Below are 24,359 nucleotides of genomic sequence, written 5' to 3' on the forward strand. Positions count from 1 at the left end.
TGGGGGAGGAGACCCTTTTACAAAAGGGTCCCTCCCCCACAAAGCATTTCACCGCGAAACTTCTTGCGCGTATCGGGCAGTCCGCGCCGACGCCCCTATTTCGCCAACAGCACCCAGGCCGGGCCCTTGGCGTCCAGGTGGCTGGCCACAAAGTTGCCGCGCTCTTCGCCGCCGCAGAACACGTCGATACGGTTCTTTTTGATGGCTCCGCCCACGTCCTGGGCAAAGCCTATGCCGCGCAGGGGGAACTTGCCGCGCCGCTGGTCAGGTATGTTCACCCCATAGGCCACGATTGAACCAAGGGGTATGAAGGTGCGGTCCGTGGCCAGTGAAAGCCAGTCGTCCACCACCTGACCCATGGCCCCTGTGGGGCCGCGCCCGCTGTATTTGAAAAAGACGTAGCTCGGATTATCGTTGAGTATTTCGCGCACGCGGTGCGGGTTATCCTTGAACCACTGGCGCTGCTCAAAAATGTCGCCCTGCCTGAGCAGACCTTTTTCACGCATGATGCGGCCCGAGCTCTTGTACTTGTGCCCGTTCTGCCCCGCGTAATTGACAAACGCCTGGGTGCCGTCGTCGAAAACCAGGCGGCCCGAACCCTGAATTTCCAGAAAAAACACGTCCACGGGGTCGGCGGCCCAGGCCAGTTCAAGCCCTTTGCCAGCCAGCACCTGCTTTTCCTCAATGGTACGGCGGTCATGATAGCGGCCACGCTTGGCTATCACGGAATTGAGATCCGGCGGCAGCCCGTAAATGGCCTGGGTATAGCCGGGCTTGCGCGTACGGCTGGCGCGCACCATGGGCTCATAGTAGCCCGAATACTTTATGCCGTCAGGCACTTCCACCCAGGTAAAATTGGCGAGAAAAAGCCCCGGCTCCTTGTCCAGACGGGGCAAAAGTTCCTGGAGGCGGGTAAGCGTGCGCGAAAGCTGGCCCCAGGTCACGGTAAGACCGGGCCTTTGCACGGCAATGGCCCCCTGGGGCTTGCTGTTGACATAGAGCAAAGACTTGCGCACGGTAGGAGCCATGTCCTTCCAACTGGTCAGATCCTGGTTGACGGGCCGCAGGCAGCTCACAAAAAATTCGGGGCTTTCAAAGCCCACAGGAGGCCCCACGTATTCCGGCGCCGGAGGGGCAACCGTTTTGGCGCAGGCCCCCAGTACCAGACACATGAGCAACAATGCCGCAAATCCGCACCTGCGGACGCCCGGCTCCCGGATCGACTCCGGCGCGCACGGCGCATATACATAAGGAGATTTCTCGTGCATGACGCTTTTCCCACCCCTGATATATGGATGCCTCACCGCGTTTCTTACGGAGAAACGGACACGATGGGCGTTCTTTATTATGCTGAATATCTGCATCTTTTCGAGCGCGCCCGTGGCGAATACATCCGCCGCTGCGGCATGAGCTACGCTGAAGTTGAAAAAAGGGGCCTCATTTTACCCGTGCGTGAAGCGCAGTGCCGCTACCGTTCCCCGGCCCATTATGACGATCTTCTTCTGGTGCGCGCGGGCATCAGCGAGTGGACCCGAGCCTCCATGCGCTTTGTATATGAGATATGGAGCGAGGACAAGACGCGCCTGCTGGCCACCGGCATGACGCAGCATGCGCTGGTAAACAAGGAAGGACGCCCCGTTCCGGTGCCGGACTGGTTCAGAAACCTGAGTTTTTCAGACAGCCAGGATAAATAACTGTTTAAAATATATCTCGCAAAGATTGAACGCGCCTACCCACGCAGCCGCAAGGGCCAAGCGCTGTGGGCCAGACGCTGTGGGCCAGACGCTGTGGGCCAGACGCTGTGGGCCAGACGCTGTGGGCCAAGCGCTGTGGGCCAAGCGCTGTGAGGGAGGGATGAAAAGCTTTGTGGGGGAGGGACCCTTTTGCAAAAGGGTCCCTCCCCCACGCCCCCACCCCCTAAAACTCTTAGTGTATGGTTCTCGTATCGAGCAAAGAAAGTGGTGCCCTGAGGCGAGGGCTCCAGAGACAGCGCCTTGCCAGGCGCACACCATCCCAAAAGGTATTTGCTTCAGAGACGGCAAACGCCAAGGGGGATCAGTCCGGCACGCATGCGCAACAATCAAAACCATCCGCCATGCAGGCGGTTTTGGATTACCAATAATGACAGCCCCGGAGGAAACTCCGGGGCTGTACTATCTCGCTGTCTGACGCTGCACAACCAGGCCAGGCAACGAGCGGAGGGGGCTATGACACGGGGGGATGCCGGACGCTGCCAGGGAGCAAAACCAGACATCGGAAGCGGAGCCGTTTTCGGCCGGGATGGAGGCCATGACGGACGCTCCCGAGGCAGGCAGCGTCGGCAAATTCCTACAGGGGTTTATGCATCCTTCCGATGAATGGGATCAATACGGGCAGCTTCCAGCCTTTGGGCTTCAGCGGCCGACTCCGCGCTTTTTGACGAGCAGCAGGCCATGTCCTTGGATTTGCCGGGACTGCCGCAGCCGTCGCAGCCGCAGCCGCACTGGCCTTTATTTACCGCCCGAACCATGCGGCGAATAATAAAAAATGCCGCACCCGCAATGCAAAGCGCCACGACAATCAATTGTGCGTCCATGTGAATCACCTCATGAAAGAATACTGCGCCCAACGAAAATGAATGTCAAGTTCGTCAGAACCAGATGCGGCTACGTATTCATGCGTAACCAGAATTGTGTGCAATTTTTTTGGGGGTGGGGTGACAGCCCTGCCCTTCATGCCTCTGGCAGAACAGGGAACAGACGAAAGCCGGAAGGAACCTGACCGGGTCAAATTACCTTTGATAATGCATATTCTCAAAGGGGAAGGTATGCTCGCCCCGGCGCTTAACCACGCAGGAAAAAGCGGTGCGGTCTTCGCGGCAGCCGTTGCCCGCAGGGCTTGCCTGAACCGTTGACGGTTCCATCAACGGTTCAGGCAAGCCCTGCGGCAGCGACCGAAGCTGCGCGTGTACCTTCGCGGTTGGCGTCTGCTCACACAGTCGCCAGAGCGATTTCAACGTGAAATTGCTCTAGCTGTCTTTTTCGGCAGCTTCAGCCCGGCAGGCTTCGCACAATCCGTAAAGATTATGCACGTGCCCCCGCAGCTTGAATCCATATTTTTCAGCCAGTTCGCGCTGCAGTTTTTCAATGCGCGGGTCGCATATCTCCACAATTTTTCCGCACTGCAGGCACACAAGGTGGTCGTGATGGCTGTCGGGCTTGGCCACTTCGTAACGGGTGATGCCGTCGCTGAAGTGGATTTCCATAGCCATTCCGGCATCACAGAGCAGTTTCAGCGTCCGGTATACCGTGGTTTGCCCGATACCAGGATCACGCTGCAAGATGTGCTGATAAAATTCTTCAAGCGAATGGTGGCCCGGCAGCTCAAAAAAAGCTTCGGCGATAATGCGCCGCTGCGAGGTGGTGTTCAAGCCCTTGCGGTTCATGAACTCCAGAAAGTCCGCCAGGCAGGCGTCACGCTGTTTTGTAGTCATAATTTGCCTACCCCCGAATCCACACTAAAATATTTTCTCGGTTCGCGCCACGTAAAACAGGCTCTGTTTTTTGACGGATCCGCTTTTTCCCTCAGGCTACAGTGTTATTTGTGACGCACTTTTGGGCAAAAAGCAATGGATTACACATGCCTGTTCGGGACGGATATCCTGAAAAATCCATAAGCGCGACCACTTTGCCCCCACATCCGGGAGAGCTTAACACAGGAAAGGTACATTTCCACGTTTGGGAACGGGCTATTCTCTACTACACGCAATTCATATCCAGCCTTTCAAGAAACTTTTGCATTTTCTTGACAGGCATAATAAGATTGAATACTGTTTTCAAAAAGAACCACCCCACTTGCTTCCGGACGACGCAGCCGTCCGCCAAAATAAGGAAAGCATCATGTCCAATCTGATCAACGCAAAAGTGGAACCCTTCTCAGTCCAGGCATATCAGGCTGGCGAACTGAAAACCGTCTGCGACCTCGACCTGCTGGGGCACTGGTCTGTCTTCTTTTTCTACCCGGCGGACTTTACCTTTGTGTGCCCCACAGAGCTTGAAGACCTTGCAGAAATGTACGACGACTTCAAGAAGCTCCATTGCGAAATTTATTCTGTTTCCTGCGACAGCGCCTTTGTGCACAAAGCCTGGGCGGACGCCTCGCCCAACATCGCCAAGGTCAAGTATCCCATGCTTGCCGACTGCGCGGGCACGCTGGCGCGTTCTTTCAACGTGCTCATTGAAGGCGCAGGGCAGGCGCTGCGGGGCAGCTTTATCGTGAACCCCGAGGGCGTCATCAAGGCGTATGAAGTGCATGACCTTGGCATCGGCCGCAATGCCGAAGAACTGTTGCGCAAGCTTGAGGCCGCCCAGTTTGTGGCCGAACACGGCGACCAGGTGTGCCCCGCCCGCTGGAAGCCCGGCAAGGCCACCCTGAAACCTGGCCTGGATCTGGTGGGCAAGCTCTAGAGCATTTTCGCATTGAGAATATCTATTCTCAATGCTTCCAAGACGCCCGCTCCGGCGCGTAACAGCGCAAATAAATAGCGCTTACACCTCCGCGGCGGGCGTCTGCTCACGCATCCACCAGAGCAATTTCAAGCGGCAGCCGTTAGGCGACGAAGAAGCCTTACGGATGGCGACAGCATCGCTAGAGAAATTGCTCTACTTTGTCAGCCCCATAACATCCATTCCTCCTCCTCTTGCTTACCTTCTAACCGAAACCACCCGCAACTTGCGGGTGGTTTCTTTTTGCTGACAAGCACGGATTGGGGAAAAACATGCGCCTGCCGGGCTATGGAGCAAACAACACTTAGCGCCGTGCCACACTACGATAAAAGTTTTAGGGGGTGGGGGCGTGGGGGAGGAGACCCTTTTGCAAAAGGGTCCCTCCCCCACAAAGCATTCCTGCCTACAAACATTCCAAAGATTCTCCGCTCCAGAGCGTGTCGTTACGAGCGCCTCTTTATCCTGTCCAGACGTTCCTGCATGAGGAACTGCCCGGTGACGGAATTGGGGTCGGCCACGATGGCTTCCGGCGTTCCGGCCGAAACGATGAGGCCGCCGTTTTCGCCGCCGCCCGGTCCCATATCCAGCACATGGTCGGAGGCGAGGATCATGTCCGTATTGTGTTCAATGACCACCACGCTGGCTCCCCTGTCCACCAGCGCGTGCAGCACCTTGATGAGCTTGCCCACCTCGTGCATGTGCAGGCCGGTGGTGGGCTCGTCCAGAATATACATGGTGCCGGGCAGCGAGCGCTTGCCCAGCTCGCGCGAGATCTTGATGCGCTGCGCCTCGCCGCCCGAAAGCGTGGTGGCGGGCTGCCCAAGCCGCAGGTATTCCAGGCCGACCTCTTCCAGCACGGCAAGACGGCGCTCCAGCGCGGGGTAGTTCTGAAACAGATCCCTGGCCTGGCTCACGGTAAGGTTGAGCACCTCGGCGATGTTCAGCCCTTTGTAGCGCACCTCAAGGGTTTCGTGGTTGTAGCGCTTGCCCTTGCACACGTCGCAGGTGACGTAAACGTCCGGCAGAAAATGCATTTCTACCCGAATCTGCCCGTCGCCGCCACAGGCTTCGCACCGGCCTCCACGCACGTTGAAGCTGAAACGGCCTGGCTTGTAGCCGCGCTTGCGGGCGTCCTGCGTCATGGCGAAGATATTGCGAATCTCGTCGAATATCTTGGTATAGGTGGCCGGGTTGGAGCGCGGGGTGCGCCCGATGGGCGTCTGGTCAATGGCCACGATACGCTCGATGGGGGCAGCGCCGTCTTCGTAGGCCAGGCCGCCGATGGCGCCTGGCTGATCAACCCGCAGGCCCAGGTTCAGGGCCAGGTGTTTGTACAGCGTGTCCACCACCAGCGAGCTTTTGCCGGAACCGGAAACCCCGGTCACGCAGGTCAGCACGCCGAGGGGGATGCGGCACTCCACATTGCGCAGGTTGTTGGTGGTCACATTGTGCAGCACAAGCCAGCCCTGCGGGTCACGCCGGGCGTCCGGCAGGGCAATGGTGTCGTCCCCGCGAAGGTAACGGGCCGTGAGCGTATTGGCCTTGGAAAGCAGGTCGTCCACACTGCCCTGAAACATGATGTCGCCGCCGTGCGAGCCAGAACCGGGGCCAAGCTCGATGACCGTATCGGCCTCGCAGATGGTGGCCTCGTCGTGTTCCACCACCAGCACGGTGTTGCCCCGCGCCTGAAGCGAGCGCAGCGTGCCCAGGAGCCGCTCGTTGTCGCGCGGGTGCAGCCCGATGGACGGTTCGTCCAGCACGTAGGTCACGCCCACAAGGCCGGAACCAAGCTGGCTTGCCAGCCGGATGCGCTGGGCCTCGCCACCGGACAGGGTGGACATGGACCGCCCAAGGGACAGGTATTCCAGCCCCACGCTGCGCATGAAGGACAGACGGTGCGTCAGCTCCTTCATGAGCGGCTCGGCTATGACCACATGGCGGCCCGAAAACTCGCGCTTTTCCAGCCATTCCAGAGCGCGCTCCACCGAAAGATTGCAGAAGGCCGCGATATTGAGATCGTCCACACGCACCGAGAGCGCGTTGGGATTGAGCCGCGCGCCCTTGCAGTCCGGGCAATCCATGGTCTGCCGGTAACGCGAAAGGGCTTCGCGCCAGGCGTCGCCGTACTGCATGCCGCTTTCCAGCAGGGGGATGACGCCGGGCCAGCGCTTGTCATTGACGCTCACGTCGCCCGTGCTTCTGGCGGCGGTAAAATGCTCGCTCTGATAGTCGCCCCCGGCCCCAAGAGCCACGTTGCCGCCCATCCAGTTGCGGCGCAGGCCCAGGGATGAGCGCGCGGGCCTGCCCTTTTCGTCCTCGCCGTAAAATAGCGCGGCCAGGGCGTCTTCAGAAAATTCTTCCAGCGGCGTGGACAAGGTGAACTTGAAGCGCTTGCCCAATGCCTTGAGCGCGCCCTCATAGCGGCTGAACATCTTGTCCGTGGCCCAGGGCAACAGCACGCCCGTATTGAGCGAAAGCCCCATATTGGGCGCAATGAGCCGTGGCTCAAAGTAGTCCACGCCGCCAAGGCCCACGCAGCGCGGGCAGGCCCCCTGCGGCCCGTTGAAGGAGAAGAGCTGCGGGCTTGGCGCTGGCAGGGAAATGCGGCAGTGCGTGCAGACAGAGGAGGTGGAGTGCGTGGTGTCGGCCTCCTCGCCCGCAGCCGCCTTGTCTGGCAGATGCACCACAAGGCGGCCCTCGCCATAGCGCAGGGCCAGCTCCACCGAGTCGGCCAGGCGTCCCCTGATGCCTTCCTTGTTCACAAGGCGGTCCACCACAAGGTCAATGCTGTGCTTTTTGTTTTTATCCAGAGCGGGCACGTCATCCAGAGTGCAAAAAACGCCGTTGACCCGCACGCGGGCGAACCCCTCGGCCTTGAGTTTTTTGAACTTGTCCTGATGCGTGCCTTTTTGCAGCTCGACCAGCGGAGCCAGCACCATAAACTTGGCGCCCTGCGGCAGGGCCAGAATATCTGCAATGATTTCGTCTGCGGCGCGCGCCTCGATGGGGCGTCCGCACTGGGGGCAATACATGCGACCAAGGCGGGCGAAAAACACGCGCAAAAAGTCGTAAATTTCCGTCACAGTACCCACGGTGGAACGCGGGTTGCGCGAAACGCTTTGCTGCTCAAGGGATATGGCGGGAGAAAGCCCTTCAATCTTTTCAACGTCAGGCTTGTCCATCTGGGGCAGAAACTGGCGCGCGTAGGCAGAAAGGGATTCTACGTAGCGGCGCTGACCTTCGGCATAGACGATGTCAAAAGCCAGCGTGGACTTGCCGGACCCGGAAGGCCCGCAAATGACCACCAGCTCATCGCGCGGTATGTCCAGACTGATGTCTTTGAGGTTGTGCTGCCGGGCCTTTTCAATATGTATGCAAGGTTTTTTGGTGCTGGTGTTCATGTGGGCATATGTAAGCGCGCCGGGGCCGGTTGGCAAGATGGCCCAGGCCCATTGAAGTCGCCCGCATTGGTGAAGACCGCGCCAATGGCGCGGTTTTGATGCCGAAACAAAACTTGAGAACTGTTCTCACCTCTGCGTGGACAAAAAACCATAAAGGCGGTATAAATTTTTTTACGAACGCAGGCCCATCAAACCGTCCTGCGACAGGGAGCATACACTATGGTTTACCAACGCGCTCGCACGCATTTTCTTGCTCTGGCTCTTGCCCTTGTTTCCGCTCTGGCCTTCCACCACGCGCCTGCCGTGGCGGCCGCGCCCGAACGCAACGCGCGGGAATTTTTTACAAGCCTGCCTGAAAGCATTTTTGAAAATACCCCTGAAGGCCTGAGCCCCGCCGAAAAGCAAAAGCTGCTGGCCAACGGACAGTCCGATTTTTGGGAAATAGCGGGCGAAACTGAAGACATCATGGTTTTCGCCAATCTGCCCTTTCATGACATTGCGGTAGCACTGCGTCTTTTCCGGCACACCAATGACGCGTCGGTGGACGCGGCCATAGGCACTCTGGGCGGCTCGGTCTGCACTGTGGAACTGTGGCGCATGGACGCCTCCGGCCGTCTGGTTCCCGTGGACACGCCGCCGGAACCCGCCGTTGAGGAATTTCTGGCCAAAGACCAAAAGCTGCCGCCGGACGTGCAGGCCACGGTCATGATCTGCCTGGGCCTTGGCGGGCTGCGCGCGCAGCCCCTGTTCTGGACCAGCACCGGCATGGCCCATGTGCCTGTGGCCTATGACATCGGCTATCAGTGGAACGGCAAGCGCTTTGAAAAATACGTGCAGCCGGTCAGCGACGCGCAGTAGCCCTCAGGGCGCAAGGCGCGCAGCGACAGAACTGTGCCTCGGTAAAGCGCTCTGTGGGGGAGGGACCCTTTTGCAAAAGGGTCCCTCCCCCACGCCCCCTCCCCCCAAAACTCTTGTCATATACCGCTCTGACGTATCGCTCTTGCGTATCGCTCTGGCGGCTACGTGCCAACGCCCGCAGTGCAGATGTCAACCCCGGCTGTCTGCGCGGGTAAACACTGTAGCGGGCGTGGCGCACCCTTTGCGATGCGTGCTCTCAAGGGCAATCAACACGACTGAAAACAGAACGGGCGGTGCCCGCTTTTTCTGCTTTTTCTGCTTTTTCCGCGTGTTCTGTTTTCCCTACTTTTCCAGCCATTCGTCCATTTTGGCCTGTAAAGAGGCCGCGTCCAGGCGTGGCGTTCCGTACATTCCCGCCGCCTCGCGCTGGCGGGCGGCTTCGGACAGAATGATGGCCGCCGCCACCGAGACGTTGAAGCTCTGAATCATGCCATACATGGGGATATAGAGCTCGCCGTCAGCCACATTGAGCAAATCCTGCTCAACGCCGCTGTGTTCGTTGCCCATAATCACCGCCGTGGGGCGGGTGAAATCCCATTCCCGCAAGGGCCGGGCCGTAGGCGTGCAGGATGTGGCAAGCACCTGCATGCCCTGCCCGTGCAAACTCGTCATCAGTGCCGCGCTGTCTTTATGGCGTACGCTTTCCACCCACTTGCGGGCCGAAGCCGAGGTCTTGCGCCCAAGCGCGGGAAAAGGGGTGTTGGTGTAATACAGGTTCACCTGGCTGACGCCGAAGGCGTCGCACGAGCGGTAGATGGCCGACACATTGTGTGGATCATGAATATTCGCCAGCACCAGAGTCAGGTCGGGCTGGCGGTGGCTCAGCACTTCAAGCAGGCGGGCCTTGCGTCTTTCTGTGGGTTCCTTGGACATGGGGGTCTTCCTTTGCTGTTCTGTTCAGGCCTTGTTATTTCTCAAAAAAAGCTGGCCCAGGCAAGCGCATTGACTCCACAGCGCATTCAATATACATTATTATGGAAGCACTGATTAAAGAGCCTCCTGGGAACGCGCTGGTATTTCGTTTGGCGGCGTTTCCTTAGACTCTCATGCCTTCTGGATACACGCTGGAGCCTCATGATGCATATCCGAACACTACTTTTCGCGCTGCCCCTGCCCTTCTGCCTGCCCGCCGCCGCACTGGCCGCCCAAGGGCATCCCACGCTGCCGGGCGCAGGGCTGGACGCCCTCTGGGCCATCCCCTTTGTGTGCATGCTGCTGTCCATAGCCGTCATGCCCCTTGCCTCCCCGCACTTCTGGGAGCGGCATTTCGGCAAAATTTCCGTATTCTGGGGCCTGGCATTTCTGCTGCCCTGCGCCTTTGTCTTCGGCCCCTCCGTGGCTTTGTACGAGTTGTTGCATATCATCATTCTTGATTACATCCCATTCATCATTCTGCTCTTTTCTCTTTTCACGGTGGCTGGCGGCGTGCGCCTTAAGGGCTCGCTCACAGGCACGCCCCTGGTCAACGCCGGGATTCTGGCCGTGGGCACAGTCCTTGCCAGCTGGATGGGCACCACCGGAGCGGCCATGCTGCTCATACGCCCCTTGCTGCGGGCCAACGCCCACCGCCGCTACAAGGTGCACAGCGTTGTGTTCTTCATTTTTCTTGTGGCCAACATCGGCGGTTCCCTGACGCCCCTGGGCGACCCGCCGCTGTTTCTGGGATTTCTCAAAGGGGTCAGTTTTTTTTGGACAACCACCAACCTCTTTCTGAAAACGCTTCTGCTATCCACCGTCCTGCTGCTCATCTACCTTGCCCTTGACGCAATGCTGTTCGCCAGGGAAGGCAGGCCCCTTCCCCCGTGTTCACGGGCAGGCACCACTGAAAAACTGGGGCTTGAAGGCAAGGTCAACCTGCTGCTTCTGGCTGGCATCGTTCTGGCGGTGCTGCTCTCCGGCCTGTTCCGCCTTGGCACGGCGGCAGAGGTCTACGGCGTGCCCCTCGAAGGGCAGAATATTGCGCGCGACCTTGCGCTGCTGGCCCTGGCCTGGCTCTCGCTGCGGCTTACCAACCCTGCCAGCCGGAAGGCCAACGGATTTTCCTGGGCCCCCATTGAAGAGGTCGCCAAGCTTTTTCTGGGCATCTTCGTCAGCATGATTCCGGCCATAGCCATCCTGAAAGCCGGAACTGACGGCGCGCTCGCGGGACTCATCCAGCTTGTCTCCAGCAACGGCCAACCCGACAACGCCATGTATTTCTGGCTCACGGGCGTGCTCACAAGCTTTTTGGACAACGCCCCCACCTACGTGGTCTTTTTTAACACCGCCGGAGGCGATGCCCAAACCCTCATGCGCGACGCCCCCGCCACCCTTGCCGCCATATCGGCAGGAGCCGTGTTTATGGGAGCCAATACCTACATCGGCAATGCCCCCAACTTTATGGTACGGGCCATAGCCGAAAACCAGGGCGTGCGCATGCCCGGATTTTTCGGCTATATGCTCTGGTCCGGCTGCGTGCTGCTGCCCCTGTTCCTGCTGCTGACGTGGCTGTTTTTCTAGACAGTGTAGTCACGAGCGCCTTTTCAGGCATCTCTCCGTCGAACTTCGCCTTTTATTCCGGTCGAGTACCATCAGAGTACACTCCCTGCATAAAAGGCTTGTTCTCCTTGATATGACTGAAAATTCATCTCGTGACTACACTGTCTAGAGCAATTAACGCATTTCATTCGTAAACTGCTCTGCAAGGATTTTTCTGAAAATCCTTGCCACGAAATGCGAGCAGGCAGGCAAAAGCCTGCCTGCTCGCATTTCGTGGCAAGGAAGCACCGATTAAAGAGCCTCCTGGAAACGCGCAGTTGTTTCGTTTGGCAAGGCGCGATCTTTTTTTGAAGCAGGAGTGGACTCTTCCGTCCTCGACTGTTTCAAAAAAAGTGAAGCAACACCGCCAAACGGAACAAATCAGCGTTTCCCTAAAAAGCCTTGGACTTGAACATGTCGGTCCACGAAGAGTCCCTGGGAGCCGGATGGCTCGGGTCTACCCAACCCAGAACCTGACGCCCCATATCCCAGGCCAGGGTGCGGGCAATGAGGCTTGAGGGGTCTTCGGGATTCACTTCCGTTACGGAAAAGAGATAGAAGTCATGCACCTGACGCGCATCCATAAGCCCGCCCTGCGCCATGGACCACACAACCGTGCCAGTCTTCACGTCATAGACTTCCATGGCCAGCGAAAGCGAACTGGTGCCGCCGGAGCCGCCGTCCATATAGTGATTGATATAGCCGCTCACCAGCATCTGCGCTCCGCGCGCCCTGGCGACGGCGAGCGCGCGCTGCGGCTCGAAGGGCGTGGCGCTGGTGTCATACTCAAGAGCGGAAAAGGCATTGAGCGACAGCCACACCTGCCATATCTGGCGCGAAAACATGTTGCTGAAGGTAACGGCGTTGGACATCTGCTGCACCGTCCGCAAAGGAACAAAAAGCGCTGTGGGCCGGTACCCCAGTGGCTCTCTTGGCCGCACGTAAATGGCTGGCGGCTGGCGGCGCACAAAATTGCTGACCTGCACCTGAATGGGCGTGCTCAGATCTCCCGTCACGCCGCGCTCGGTACGACTGGTGTCATCGGGCGCTCTGGCGCAGCCCGACGCCAAGAACAGCAGCAGGCAAAACACCGCTGCAAACAGGATACGCACCAGGGGCCAGGCCGTATCCTCAAAACTCTGGCCGCGCCACGCGCCTGAAACTGAAGGGCAGGTATGCATAGTGTTCTCCTGACGTAAAACCAACCGGGCAGCCTGTCCCTCGGGGCAGAGTGCCGTTGATGATTGTTTTCTGACCAACGTGGTTTTTCTTAAGGAAGCACTGATTAAAGAGCCTCCTGGAAACGCGCTGGTATTTTCTTTGGCAAGGCGCGATCTTTTTTTGAAGCAGGAGTGGACTCTTCCGTCCTCGACTGTTTCAAAAAAATGAAGCAACGCCGCCAAACGGAATAACTCAGCGTTTCCTTAATTCTGTTTCCGTTGCGGCCCCGGTTGCGCGGCAGGCGCATGTGTCCTTACGCAGACATGGCGCAACGCCAGTATTCTGGCAGTTGCCAAAAGCGTGCCACAACAATCAACATGGCCGCTCCGCCGCCATAGCAGACGGTGGAGCGGCCATGACGCTTGCGGATCAGGCAATGGTCCGGCTTCCCGGTCACATGCGGGCAGCCTGAAATATCTGGAGAAGCAGGGGCGCTATCAGCAGAATGACCGGAGCCAGCCCCATGAGCGTTTGCGGCCATGTGAGCCTGAGCGCCGCGCGGCAGCCCACCAGCACGCAGGCCACCATCCAGACAAAGCCCACCAGAGAACCCAGCAAAGGCACCACGCACAAGAGCGTGGGCGCGGCGGCATAGGCCAGAACCTGAAATACCTGGCCGAAATCGGCACGGCGGCCGCGTACAAAACCATAGGTGAAGTTTATAAGCGCGCTGAGCACATACAGCTGGATTACGGACATGCCCGTTTTGATCAGAATGATCATGGGCAGGCTCATCTGCGGCGAAAGCAGGATGAGCATTTTTTCCAGTTGGGGGTCAGAAGCGGCGCTGGGCGCCATAAGGGACATGAACAGCCCTGACCAGACGCGCTCCACAACGACCTGCACCACGCTCACCAGCAGATAAAAAATCAGGGCGCGCATCTGCGACCCATCGGGCCGCACCTGGCTGAAAAGACGCTGCGTGCTGAACATGACGCGCATACAGGTATGATAAAAGGCAGACAGCCAGCCATCGGGTTCCGGGGCTGTTTCCCACGGAATGCCGCCCTCGCCGTCATCATACTGGGCGTCATACCCATCGTGCCCGGCATCGCCGTCATGATCGTCCGCAGCATCCCCAAGGCCGCGCCTGCGGTCATACGGATCATCGTCCTCGTCGTAACGGCGGTTCTGTTCACGCTCATAGGCGCGGCTGGCTTCGGCGCGCGGGTCATCATCATGATCCGCAGAGCCCTCAGGCCCGGCCTTGCCCGCGCCCAAGCCCCTCTTTTGCGCGCCATCCCGCGTAGAGGCCTGTTCCCGCCCACGCGGCTCTGTATCCTGCTGCGCGGTATGGTTTGGCCTTGCGTCCTCGCGCGACCATGAGGGGCTTCCGGGAACAATGGCTCCCGGAGGCAGGGGGTCGTCTTCATTGGGATCTCGCGCCGCGCCCGCAGCATCCCGGTATTCGCCGGAATCTGCGGAGCTAACGGAGTCTGTGGCATTTGCGGAATCTGGCACATCGTGAGAAGCGGGAACCGCGCCCTGGTCGCGTGCGGGGCCGTGGTCTCCGGTTTGCGGCGCATCCGGCAGAACCTCCTGCACGCCGGTGTCAGGCCCAAAGCGGAACCGGCAGGAGCAATGGGGGCAGGTGGCGATAACCGCACGCGCCGGGAGGCGGTCGGCGGGCACTTGGCGGCTGAAGCCGCAACGCGGACACGTAATATTCACAAAGCTTCTCCTGAGTAAACACATCGTAAGGCCATAAAGTGGCATATATAGTATCCACAGGCTTTGCCGCTGGCAAGCGTCCGGCACGGCGTACCCGTGACGCCAACATTCTCATACGAATGCCGCTTTGCGGTGGTGTGACGCCTGACAGGCGCTGCCTCTGCCCCCATCGTCATTTCAAAAACACCTCGCCATAGACCAAAATATAATAAGAGTTTAGGGGGTGAGGGAGGAGACCCTTTTGCAAAAGGGTCCCTCCCCCATCTAGCGCTCCCTCCTCCACAAAACACCTCTCCCCCACCTAGCGCTCTCTCCCCCACAAAGCATCCCTTTCCCGCAAAGCGTTGCGGTGTAACGGCGTGCCAAGCGCCAAAATGCGCATGAAAATAATACCTGAACGTAAAGTTATTCTTCTCGCATGTTGACACGGTCCTTTAGTGGTTATAGCCTGACCGCACAAGGGGAGTAACTGGGTTCTTGAAACCCGGGCGGCATCAACAGCATGGCTTTAAGCCTGGTGCCGCCGTCGGTTCCGCCGATTAGTGAGACCTTGGCATCAATATGCCAAGGTCTTTTTATTTTTTTAAGGAGACAACATCATTATGAGCATCCGCGCCCTAAGGCCCTATATCCTGGCTGTACTCATGACCATTCCCGGTCTGGCTCTTCATCTTGCACCGCCCGATATTTCACCTTTGATTGTGACCGCGCTCGCGGGCATGGCCATTCTTGGAGCCTCATTTCTGCTTACCTGGGCCTGTGAAGTGGCCCAGATGGACATGCCGCAGGCTGTGGCAGTGGCAGTGGTGGCCTTTATCGCCGTGTTGCCCGAATACGCCGTGGACATGTACTTTACCTGGATGGCGGGCCAGAACCCCGACAGTTCCTACTCCCACTACGCCATTGCCAATATGACCGGAGCCAACAGGCTGCTTATCGGCGTGGGGTGGTCGGCCATCGTGCTTATCTTTGCCGGACGCTTCCACTCTGCCGTGGTGCTGCACAGCGACAAACGCACCGACGTGCTGTTTCTGGCCATGGCTACGGTCTATGCGCTTATCATTCCGCTCAAGGGTTCCCTTACCTGGGTGGACGGACTGGTGCTTCTTGGCATCTACGTCTGGTACATACTCATCATCATGCGCCGCCCCGTCGAGGAGGAGGAGCTTGAGGGCCCGGCCGCCGTACTGGCGCGTCTGGCCAAAAAAGTACGTCTTCGCAGCGTGATACTCATTTTTGTGTTTGCGGCCATCGTGATTTTGGGCAACGCGGAAATGTTCAGCGAAGGGCTCATTGCCAGCGGCAAAATGCTGCACGTCAACGAATTTCTGCTGGTGCAGTGGATTGCTCCTCTGGCCTCGGAAGCGCCGGAATTTATTGTGGCCCTCATGTTCGCCTCACGCGGCAACGCCGGTTTGGCTCTGGGCTGCCTGCTTTCTTCAAAACTTAATCAATGGACTCTGCTGGTTGGCATGATACCTGGCGTATACGCGGCCTCTTCAGGCGGCTTTTCCCCTTCCATAAACCTTGACACGCACCAGTTTCAGGAAATATTACTCACAGCCGGGCAATCTCTTTTTGCCGTGGCTTTGCTGCTGGACCTGCGGCTGCACGTACGCGAGGCGATCTGGCTGCTTCTGCTCTTCAGCCTGCAACTGCTTTCGCCCCTGTATGACGTACAGCTTGAAACCATGCTGGGGCTGCCGCATGATCCCCTGCGGCTGCATTTGTTCTATGCCAAGGTGTATCTGGTGCTGGCGGCTGTGCTGCTCATCAAGAACTGGCGTCAGGCATGGGAGCTTCGCAAGGGCTTCAAAGTTTAAATAAAGCCTGTATACTGCTGGACAGCGGCATGGCAGGGACGAGAGCGGGTTCGCAAACCTGCTCGCCGACTACGGGAGCAGACGCTCGCCGTGAAGGCGCAAGCGCAGCGCATCTGCGCTGTTCACGCCATAACGGGCGTATCTGCAACTTTGCGAATGCACGTTCGCAAAGCTACTCTGCTCTAGAACAGAGTAACTTTGAAATGCTTCACATTTCAAAGTGTTCATTCAGCCGAAAAATGTGATTTTCGGCTGAATCCACGCCACGTTGTGGCGCGCTGCACTTTCGTGCAACGTTAGAGCATTTACACTTTTTCAAAGTTAAATTGCTCTAAATGAGGAAAAGCCATGCAGCTTCCTTTTCAGGTTTTGCGTTTTTTTCACCTTGCGTCCCTTTTGCTTCCGCTGACGACATTCGCTGGTGCGGCCTGCTTTTCCGGGCCGCACCTGTGCAAACAACGCAAGACATGCAGCCCCGGCGTGACCGCGGGGCAACTGCAAGACGGTTCCGCACCTGATAGTGCAGGGGCACAGATGGTATACTACCTCCGGCAAAATGTTTCGCCTTCACCCATTACCGGTTATCAAGGTATCATATCCATGCCGCGCCTTTTGTCATTTCTTCTGCTGGCGCTGCTGCTCGGTGAACGGGCAGCCGAAGCGGCCCGTATGCCGGATCAGCAGACCCTCTCTCCCTCTCAGGCCCAGGAATTTACCGCTACCGCCGATCTGACGGAAACCGGCACCGCCCTTGAGCCTCCGTACCCTGCGGAAGCTACGGGGCATGCCCGCCCTGACGACAGCGCCAAGCCGGGTGCGCCCTCGCAGGAACACCCAGGTGAGCGGGCCGCAAATCAGGCCGGGGACCACGTTGGGGATCGCGCCGGAGAACGCGCTGGCGACCAGGTCGCCCCCGAGGAACAATCCGCCCGGGACAGCGCCGCCGCCATCATTTCTGGCTCGCGCAAGCCCGGCATCATTGAACACCAGCTTGTCCGCGACCAGAGCGGCGGCCCCGTCATCAACATCAGCTACCCCTCTGTGGGCAGCAAGCAGATAGACAGCGACATACGCCAATGGGTCACAGGCATCGCCAGCGCTTTTGAACAAAGCTGTAACAACGGCAGCTTCGGGCCAGGAGCCGGGCTTGACGGCGAACGCCCGCCGTATGAACTCTGGGGATCGTACAGCGTCACGTCGCCTTCACCCGCAGGCCTCAGCATCACGTTCGAGGTATGGACCTACACCGGTGGGGCCCACGGCAATCTGGACGTCATGACCCTGAACTACAGCCTGCTCACAGGCCAGCGGCTTGGCCTGGTGGATCTTTTTGAGGATCCGGACGCAGCCCTGCACCTCATGTCCACCTGGTCATACAAAGAACTTTCACGCCGTCTGGGCGGCATGCGGCAGGAACAGATGCTGCGCACCGGCCTTAACCCGGTGCCGGAAAACTTCGCCAGCCTGACCCTGACCCCGCAGGGCGTGCGCATCAATTTTCAGCCCTATCAGGTCGCTCCGTGGGCCGCTGGAGCACAAAAGGTGGACATGCCCCTGGATCAGCTCCTGCCCGCCAGCCCCCTGCTGCGCCTTTGGGGCCGCTAGGGTAATGTTACAATAAAAGAAGGGTCATGACTAGCTGAGAGGAAAATTGCGGAGCATTTTGAGCACCAATTTGTATATGTCCTCTCGCCGATGGTTAAATCTAAACTCGCATTCTTTCAAATGAAAATAAAAAGTGTGCTGGTGCAAGCCTCTAAATCGGACGAGCCGAGTTTTTGCAAAGGCCCAAAAGCTTTCAATCCCGTTAATGTGGGAATGGTTGTTTGCAAATTCGTTATTGCCGTGCTGAACACGAAAATGCTTTTGATAGCCAAGGTCTACAAGACCATCATAGCCACGCCATCCGTCAGAGTGAATAACGCTCTCAAGTTCAACGCGACCTCTGATGATGCCCTGGAGAGTGGCTTTTGAACAGTCGGGCACAATTTCGGTGTAGACGTGCCCATTGCGTTTAAACAGGCCGAAAACGATAGTTTTGCCACGAGCACCCCGACCTCTGATACCTCTGACCCGGCGCGCTCCAAAGTAGCTTTCATCAACCTCAACCTCACCGCTGACAGGCGATTCCGCCTCACAGTACTGGGCGATTCTTTCCCGGAACGCAGCGAGATACCTATTAATGGTATTGCGGTTGAGGCTCGTGACCTCGGCAATTTGAGAGGCGTCCAAATCAACGGCAAACAGCCTTACGATTTGACGGATTTTGTCCTCGGAAATTCTCGAACGATAAGCATACTTGTTTTTTGTTGCCATACTTAGCTTTTAGCCTTTTGTTGGCCTCTCAGCTAGTCATGACCCTAAAAGAATAGGCTTTGTGGGGGAGGGACCCTTTTGCAAAAGGGTCTCCTCCCCCACGCCCCCACCCCCTAAAACCTTTATTGTGGTTTAGTGTGGCGCAAGATGCTTTCTATTCTGATGCCGGGGTTCCAATGCTACGCAAAAGGCTCCGTGCGGCACTGCCGCACGGAGCCTTTTATACGTATGCACATTGAAATTTCCCGGCCGCTGCGGGTAGACGTTCCCCACCGGCCTATTCCATAAACTCCACTATTCCCGCAGCCAGCGCGCGGCCTGCGGCGTCATAGACAGCGGCCACCTGCCCCGGGGCGGAAGGAAACTGTGGCTCGGCAAACGCTATTTCCAGGCGACCTTCCACATCCAGACGCACGTTGGCGGGCGCGGGCCTGTGCCTGTGGCGCAGACGCACCAGAACTTCATGCGGCCAGTAGCGCGTCGGCAAGGCCACGTTGGCGATGCCTGTGGTGCAACGGGTGACGCCCAGCAAGGCGCGCGGCCCCACAACCAGGGTATTGGCAAGGCCATCCTTGGCAAGCACGTACAGAGGCTCGCTGTGGGCGATTCCCAGGCCCTTGCGCTGCCCCTCGGTATAGCGCCAGAGTCCCTTGTGGCGGGCTATCTCCCGCTGCGTGCCGTCCGCATTCCGTAAAACGACAGGGCCAGGGCCGGGAGGAACGATGGACGCCGCCTGCCAGTGACGCTCAAGAAATGGCCGGTACGCCTCGGATACGGAAACGCCGCCCGCCGCCATATCTGCGGAAGCCCCCACAGCCGGGGCAAAGCAGATATCCTGGCTCTCACCGGGCAGGGGCACAGTCAGTCCAGCCTGCGCCACAATTTCGCGGGTGCGGGTTTTATCCTGATCCGCCAGGGGAAAACAGGCCTGCGCCAGCCGCGCCCGTGGCACGAGGCTCAAAAAATAGCTCTGATCCTTGGCCGCATCATGCGCGGCGGCCAGCAGGGGCAGGCGGGGCATGCGACCCAACGCTTTTTCTGCTGCGCCCTCTTCTTCCGGCGCGCTCACAAGCCGCGCGTAATGCCCTGTGGCAAGTTTGTGCGCGCCGAGCTTTTGCGCGGCATCCAGCAGGGCTCCGAACTTGATGGCCCTGTTGCACAGGGCGCAGGGGTTGGGCGTGCGGCCCGCCGCATAGGCAGCGGCAAAAGGGGCCAGCACCCCACGCTGGAAAGCCGGACGCAGATCGGCAACATGCAGGGGCACGCCAAGGGCCGCGCAGGCATCTTCAAGACCGGGCGGCGGCGCAAGCTCGGCTTTCGGCAAAAAAAGGCCGTGCAGGGCCAGCACCGTATGCCCGGCCTGTTGCAGCATGACAAGGGCGCAAAGACTGTCCACTCCCCCGCTGACAGCCACTGCTACAGTGCAGGGGGATGTGGTGGTATTACTCACGGCCATACTGTCATCCTTGGAGCATTTCAACTTTGAGTGTGTCATGGCGCCTTGAAGACTTTGCCTTCGGGAGCCTGGATACGGGTCAGAAATTTCTTTGTACTACTGTGAACTGGAATAAAAGTTTTAGGGGGTGGGGGCGTGGGGGAGGAGACCCTTTTACAAAAGGGTCCCTCCCCCACAAGGCATTTCACCGACAACCCAAACCAGATCAAAATGCGGCTTGGGGAAAGAAAGTCCTTGCGTGCAAGAGCTTTCTTTCCCCAGCAAAAGAGCGCCTAGCGGCAATTACAGAATCTGATTGAGGAACTGGCGCAGACGGGGATGCCGTGGGGTCGTGAACAGGGTTTCGGGTCTGCCCTGCTCCACAATCTGCCCCTGATCCATAAAGATGAGCCTGTCTGCCACGGTGCGGGCAAAGCCCATTTCGTGGGTGACGCAGACCATGGTCATGCCTTCTTCCGCCAGTTTGACCATAACGTCCAGCACTTCGCCCACCATTTCCGGGTCAAGGGCCGAGGTGGGTTCGTCAAAAAGCATGATGGCGGGCTGCATGGCCAGGGCGCGGGCTATGGCCACGCGCTGCTGCTGGCCGCCGGAGAGCATGGCCGGATACACATTGGCCTTCTCGCTGATGCCCACTTTTTTGAGCAGGCCAAGGGCGCGGGCTTCGGCCTCTTCGCGCGTAAGCTTGAGCAGCTTTATGGGCGCGAGGGTCAGGTTTTCCAGCACAGTCTTGTGGGGGAACAGGTTAAACTGCTGGAAGACCATGCCAAGATTCTGGCGGATCAGGTTTATGTCATTGTCCGGACTCATGATGTCCTGACCCTTGACCACGATTTTGCCCTGATCGATCTCTTCCAGCCGGTTGATGGAACGCAGCAGGGTTGACTTGCCCGATCCGGAGGGGCCGATGATGACCACGCGCTCGCCGGGAGCGATATCCAGGCTCACGTCCTGCAGGGCGGGCAGCGAGTCGAAATACTTCCAGACATTGCGAATGGTGATAATGGGGGCGGTGGTGCTACTTTCCGTCATAATAGTTCAGCCTGGATTCCATAATGCTCACGGTTTTGGAAAGCATGAGCGTGATGATAAGGTACAGCAAAGCCACCACGGTATAGGTCTCAAAATAGAGGTAGGTCGTGCCCACGAAGCTTCTGGCCCGCTGCATGATGTCCGGCACGGCCATGATGGACACAAGCGAGGTATCCTTGAGCATGGCGATGCATTCATTGCCCACAGGGGGCAGGATGGTGCGCATGGCCTGGGGCAGCACCACATAGCGCATGGTCTGAAAACCATTGAACCCCAGCGAACGGGCCGCTTCACTCTGCCCTTTGTTGATGGCCGTGATGCCCGCGCGGAAAACTTCGCCCATATACGCGCCGTAACAGAAACTGATGGCAACCACGGCAGAGGTGACGCCGCTGACCTGCACAAAACGCGAAAGCGCATAGTAGATATAAAAAATCTGTACCAGCAGCGGGATGCCGCGAATCACCTCCACGTAGGTGGAGGCGACAAGATTGATAAGGCGATTGTTTGAAATGCGCCCAAGGCCCGTCACGAGCCCCAGAGGCACTGCACAGCATATGGAAAGAACGGTGATCTTAAAGGTAATCAAAATGCCGTCAGGCAAATAGAGCAAAATACGCAAATAGGGCTCGGGCCAGCAGAGGCACAGGGCGAACAAAGTGGAAATGGCCCCTACCAGAGCAATAGACCATGCGTTTATCAGGCGCCATTCACGAGGATCAGGGATGGAAGCCCCATCCGTGACCATGATGATATTGCCCTTGCTTCCGTCTTTTTTGTCGTGCATCTCAATCCTTCAGGTCGATACGGCTGCGATGTCCGGGCCTTGCGGCCCGGACATCCTGTAAAGTCATGGCGGCGGGGCCTGTCTACTTGGAGGCGCCCATCCACTTTTCAAGCAGTTTGGCTTCAACGCCGGAAGCCTTCACTGCCTTGATGCCCTTGTTCAGCTTTTCAACAAGGTCCTTGCGGCCCTTGCGCACGGTGAAGCCGTAGTATTCCTTCTCGTCGGTCTTGTACGAAAGGTTCAGCTTGCCGGCGGTATCGGCCTTCTTGTTGGCATAGTACATGGCAACAGGGTCATCGCAGATGACGGCGTCAATGCGTCCGCCGAGCATGTCCTGAATGGCCAGGCCCACATCGTCGTATTCCTTGAGATCCACGGGCACGCCGGACTTGCGCACGACAAACACGCCGGTGGTGCCTATCTGGCCGCCGACCTTCTTGCCCTTGAGGTCTTCAAGGCTCTTGATGTTCTTGCCGGCGGGCAGCACAACCGCCTGCGCCACTTCATAGTAAGGATCGGAGAAGTCGAACTGCTTCTGGCGTTCGGGCGTAATGGTGGTGGCAGCGGCCACGATGTCGTACTGGCCGGTGGCCACACCGCCGAAGATACCGTCCCATGCAATATTGCGCACATCAACTTCAAATCCGGCAGCCTTGCCGACTTCAGTGATGAAGTCCACGTCAAAGCCCACGGGTTGCTTGTTTTCATCAAGATATTCCATGGGGGGCCAGGTGCAGTCTGTGGCCACAATGTATTTTTCGGCGGCCACGGCCTGACCGCAAAGCAGGGTCAGGGTCAGCAGGGCAAGAGTAAGACGACGGATCATGAAACCTCCTTAACGTGCGGCAAAACGTTGCTGGTGGATATCAGCAGCGCTTTCTAACGGGCTAGTTGGATTTGCCCATCCATTTTTCAATAATTTTGGCTTCTTCGCCAGACGCCTTCACCTGCTTGATGCCCTTGTTGAGCTTTTCAACAAGGTCCTTGCGGCCCTTGCGCACGGTGAAGCCGTAGTATTCCTTCTCGTCGGTCTTGTACGTAAGGTTCAGCTTGCCAGCGGTGTCAGCCTTTTTGTTGGCATAGTACATGGCCACGGGATCATCACAGATGACGGCGTCAATGCGATTGTTCATGAGATCCTGCATGGCCAGACCCACATCGTCATATTCTTTGATGTCAGCGCCCACGTTGGCCTTGCGCAGCACAAAGATGCCGGTGGTGCCTATCTGACCGCCGACCTTTTTGCCCTTGAGATCGGCAAGGCTCTTGACGCTCTTGCCTTCGGGCACGACCACGGCCTGCACCACTTCATAGTACGGGTCGGTAAAGTCAAACTGCTTCTGGCGCTCGGGCGTAATGGTGACGGAAGAGGCCACAACATCATACTGGCCAGTGGTTATGCCGCTGAAGATGCCGTCCCAGGCCACGTTGCGGATCTCCATGTCCAACCCTATTGCCTTGCCAATGGCATGCAGGTAGTCGGTGGAGTACCCTTCGGGTTTCTTGTTGGCATCAAGCATTTCCATCGGCGGCCAGGTGCAGTCGCTGGCGACTATGATTTTTTCAGCCGCCAAGGCGGGACTGCACATAAGAACGAGACCAATCATGGCGAGGGCAATTCGGCGAAGCATGGGACCTCCTAAAATGGTTTCCTTCAAAGCCCGCCGCCCACGGCGTCTGTGGGGGGACGCCAGCTCCGCAATACCGCTGATGCGGCAAACAGACCGTGATTGGACCGTTTTTACCGGAATGCGCAGTGCCACCGGTACGGGGCGGGCAGCCAGAAAAGAGCGTGTTCTTCTTTAGCGTTGGGCGCGCCCTGCGTCAAGCACAGGGGTTGCCAAAAAGCGGTAGGGCAAGACTGCGCCTACCACGTATTGCCAGAGGTGGGATCGGTATTTTCCGGCCCGTCCAATGGGATATCCTCATGTCGGGGGCCGTAGCCATTGCCCTCCACCGCGTCAATTTTCCGGGCATGCGGCAAGGCATTGGGAACCGATTTTCCGGCAGCGTACACCGCTTCGCCGTCAAGATCATCACGGTCGTCACGCAGGGCCTGCTGCAAAAACCAGTCTTCACGGATGCGCCAGGACGCGGCGGCCGTATACGCCGGAGAGGAGTACCCCACCGAAAGCACCAGCGTGCGGCGGGCATGCTCCTGAAGGCGGATAAGCAGGGGCGTAAAATCGGCATCCCCTGAAAGGATGATAAATTCGTCAAACTTGGTTGAGTGTGAAAGATCATCCATGCAGTCCATGACCAGATGGATGTCCGTGCTGGTTTTGCCCCGCGACGTGAGCGGCGGGCAGTCCACCACCTGAAAGGCGCTGCGGATGAAGAAATTGCGAAATTCCTGATACCGCTGCGGATTAAGATAGCACATGCGTTTCAGAATGCGACGGCGTACGCCTTCACCATAAAGAATGCGCAAAGCGTGATTTTCTATCCAGCGCACCCAGCGATAGGGCGCGGAACCAAAAGCCCGAGCGGCTTCGGGATCAATTTCAAGAAATCGGGTAAAAATATTGTCGAAATCAACATAAAGAGCGCTGTAAACCTCATCAAATCCTGTAAATCGTGCCATGGTGTCCTCATAGTAAGCTAACGAATTAGCTTAGTATATTTTGCCTGCCATCAGATGGCAAGGTTTTTGCCCCACTTGAATTGCCTGGGCTCACGAGCTATTATAATAAATGGATTACAAGCTTATACCAATTTTTCGGTATGGAGGGA

20 protein-coding genes are annotated in these 24,359 nt (G+C 58.0%); 6 read left to right on the top strand and 14 right to left on the bottom strand.

All coding sequences use genetic code 11. The annotated features are described in order from the left end of the window. Nucleotides 1-95: 95 nt before the first annotated feature. Nucleotides 96-1,172, bottom strand: a complete 1,077-nt coding sequence (locus DESU86_RS02975) for an MltA domain-containing protein (RefSeq protein ID WP_179979687.1) — start codon at nucleotides 1,170-1,172, stop codon at nucleotides 96-98. 123 nt (nucleotides 1,173-1,295) lie between these two features. Between DESU86_RS02975 and DESU86_RS02980 the strand changes: the two genes are divergently transcribed. Next, complete coding sequence (locus DESU86_RS02980; protein WP_179981699.1) at nucleotides 1,296-1,694, top strand: acyl-CoA thioesterase; 399 nt, start codon at nucleotides 1,296-1,298, stop codon at nucleotides 1,692-1,694. Nucleotides 1,695-2,338: 644 nt separating this feature from the next. Here the strand turns inward: DESU86_RS02980 and DESU86_RS02985 are convergent. Next, nucleotides 2,339-2,575, bottom strand: coding sequence for a FeoB-associated Cys-rich membrane protein (locus DESU86_RS02985; RefSeq protein WP_179979688.1), 237 nt, complete (start codon nucleotides 2,573-2,575; stop codon nucleotides 2,339-2,341). 432 nt (nucleotides 2,576-3,007) lie between these two features. After that, nucleotides 3,008-3,472: a Fur family transcriptional regulator gene (locus DESU86_RS02990; protein WP_179979689.1), complete on the bottom strand. Its 465-nt coding sequence runs from the start codon at nucleotides 3,470-3,472 to the stop codon at nucleotides 3,008-3,010. A 406-nt stretch (nucleotides 3,473-3,878) separates the two neighbouring features. On the opposite strand from DESU86_RS02990, the gene ahpC reads away from it, so the two are divergent. Then, entirely contained in the window at nucleotides 3,879-4,445 is a 567-nt protein-coding gene (gene ahpC, locus DESU86_RS02995; RefSeq protein ID WP_179979690.1) for an alkyl hydroperoxide reductase subunit C, read from the top strand. A 482-nt stretch (nucleotides 4,446-4,927) separates the two neighbouring features. Here ahpC and uvrA read toward each other — a convergent pair whose 3' ends face one another. Continuing rightward, complete coding sequence (gene uvrA, locus DESU86_RS03000; RefSeq protein ID WP_179979691.1) at nucleotides 4,928-7,885, bottom strand: excinuclease ABC subunit UvrA; 2,958 nt, start codon at nucleotides 7,883-7,885, stop codon at nucleotides 4,928-4,930. A 219-nt stretch (nucleotides 7,886-8,104) separates the two neighbouring features. Here uvrA and DESU86_RS03005 point away from each other — a divergent pair, with 219 nt between their 5' ends. Beyond that, the gene (locus tag DESU86_RS03005; RefSeq protein WP_179979692.1) at nucleotides 8,105-8,743 is read left to right on the top strand and encodes a hypothetical protein; all 639 of its coding nucleotides are present in this window, start codon (nucleotides 8,105-8,107) and stop codon (nucleotides 8,741-8,743) included. Between the two features lie 342 nt (nucleotides 8,744-9,085). On the opposite strand, the gene DESU86_RS03010 is transcribed toward DESU86_RS03005, so the two are convergent. Next, nucleotides 9,086-9,676: a TrmH family RNA methyltransferase gene (locus DESU86_RS03010; protein ID WP_179979693.1), complete on the bottom strand. Its 591-nt coding sequence runs from the start codon at nucleotides 9,674-9,676 to the stop codon at nucleotides 9,086-9,088. A 201-nt stretch (nucleotides 9,677-9,877) separates the two neighbouring features. On the opposite strand from DESU86_RS03010, the gene DESU86_RS03015 reads away from it, so the two are divergent. Further along, nucleotides 9,878-11,302: a sodium:proton antiporter gene (locus DESU86_RS03015; RefSeq protein ID WP_442873477.1), complete on the top strand. Its 1,425-nt coding sequence runs from the start codon at nucleotides 9,878-9,880 to the stop codon at nucleotides 11,300-11,302. Between the two features lie 410 nt (nucleotides 11,303-11,712). On the opposite strand, the gene DESU86_RS03020 is transcribed toward DESU86_RS03015, so the two are convergent. Together DESU86_RS03020 and DESU86_RS03025 are read right to left on the bottom strand one after the other, a co-directional pair. Further along, nucleotides 11,713-12,501, bottom strand: a complete 789-nt coding sequence (locus DESU86_RS03020; protein ID WP_179979694.1) for a hypothetical protein — start codon at nucleotides 12,499-12,501, stop codon at nucleotides 11,713-11,715. Nucleotides 12,502-12,934: 433 nt separating this feature from the next. After that, on the bottom strand, nucleotides 12,935-14,212 hold the full coding sequence (locus DESU86_RS03025; protein WP_179979695.1) for a YIP1 family protein: 1,278 nt from the start codon (nucleotides 14,210-14,212) through the stop codon (nucleotides 12,935-12,937). 602 nt (nucleotides 14,213-14,814) lie between these two features. Between DESU86_RS03025 and DESU86_RS03030 the strand changes: the two genes are divergently transcribed. Together DESU86_RS03030 and DESU86_RS03035 are read left to right on the top strand one after the other, a co-directional pair. Then, the gene (locus tag DESU86_RS03030; RefSeq protein ID WP_179979696.1) at nucleotides 14,815-16,035 is read left to right on the top strand and encodes a sodium:calcium antiporter; all 1,221 of its coding nucleotides are present in this window, start codon (nucleotides 14,815-14,817) and stop codon (nucleotides 16,033-16,035) included. A 534-nt stretch (nucleotides 16,036-16,569) separates the two neighbouring features. Continuing rightward, nucleotides 16,570-17,640, top strand: a complete 1,071-nt coding sequence (locus tag DESU86_RS03035) for a DUF3298 and DUF4163 domain-containing protein (RefSeq protein ID WP_232088242.1) — start codon at nucleotides 16,570-16,572, stop codon at nucleotides 17,638-17,640. A 30-nt stretch (nucleotides 17,641-17,670) separates the two neighbouring features. On the opposite strand, the gene DESU86_RS03040 is transcribed toward DESU86_RS03035, so the two are convergent. The 7 genes from DESU86_RS03040 to DESU86_RS03070 all read right to left on the bottom strand — a co-directional run bounded on the left by DESU86_RS03040 (nucleotide 17,671) and on the right by DESU86_RS03070 (nucleotide 24,210). Beyond that, entirely contained in the window at nucleotides 17,671-18,351 is a 681-nt protein-coding gene (locus DESU86_RS03040; RefSeq protein ID WP_179979375.1) for an IS1595 family transposase, read from the bottom strand. Nucleotides 18,352-18,628: 277 nt separating this feature from the next. Continuing rightward, nucleotides 18,629-19,807: a tRNA-specific 2-thiouridylase gene (locus DESU86_RS03045; protein WP_179979697.1), complete on the bottom strand. Its 1,179-nt coding sequence runs from the start codon at nucleotides 19,805-19,807 to the stop codon at nucleotides 18,629-18,631. 282 nt (nucleotides 19,808-20,089) lie between these two features. Then, nucleotides 20,090-20,839, bottom strand: a complete 750-nt coding sequence (locus tag DESU86_RS03050) for an amino acid ABC transporter ATP-binding protein (protein ID WP_179979698.1) — start codon at nucleotides 20,837-20,839, stop codon at nucleotides 20,090-20,092. Then, on the bottom strand, nucleotides 20,826-21,626 hold the full coding sequence (locus tag DESU86_RS03055; RefSeq protein ID WP_179979699.1) for an amino acid ABC transporter permease: 801 nt from the start codon (nucleotides 21,624-21,626) through the stop codon (nucleotides 20,826-20,828). Before DESU86_RS03055 ends, DESU86_RS03050 begins: the two co-directional genes overlap by 14 nt. 82 nt (nucleotides 21,627-21,708) lie before the next feature. Then, nucleotides 21,709-22,452 (bottom strand): basic amino acid ABC transporter substrate-binding protein, encoded by a 744-nt coding sequence (locus tag DESU86_RS03060; protein ID WP_179979700.1) that lies wholly within the window; start codon nucleotides 22,450-22,452, stop codon nucleotides 21,709-21,711. A gap of 61 nt (nucleotides 22,453-22,513) precedes the next feature. Further along, complete coding sequence (locus DESU86_RS03065) at nucleotides 22,514-23,257, bottom strand: basic amino acid ABC transporter substrate-binding protein (protein WP_179979701.1); 744 nt, start codon at nucleotides 23,255-23,257, stop codon at nucleotides 22,514-22,516. Between the two features lie 236 nt (nucleotides 23,258-23,493). Continuing rightward, entirely contained in the window at nucleotides 23,494-24,210 is a 717-nt protein-coding gene (locus DESU86_RS03070; protein ID WP_179979702.1) for an NYN domain-containing protein, read from the bottom strand. Between the last annotated feature and the right edge of the window lie 149 nt (nucleotides 24,211-24,359).

Source organism: Desulfovibrio sp. 86 (genome assembly GCF_902702915.1).
GTDB lineage: Bacteria > Desulfobacterota > Desulfovibrionia > Desulfovibrionales > Desulfovibrionaceae > Desulfovibrio.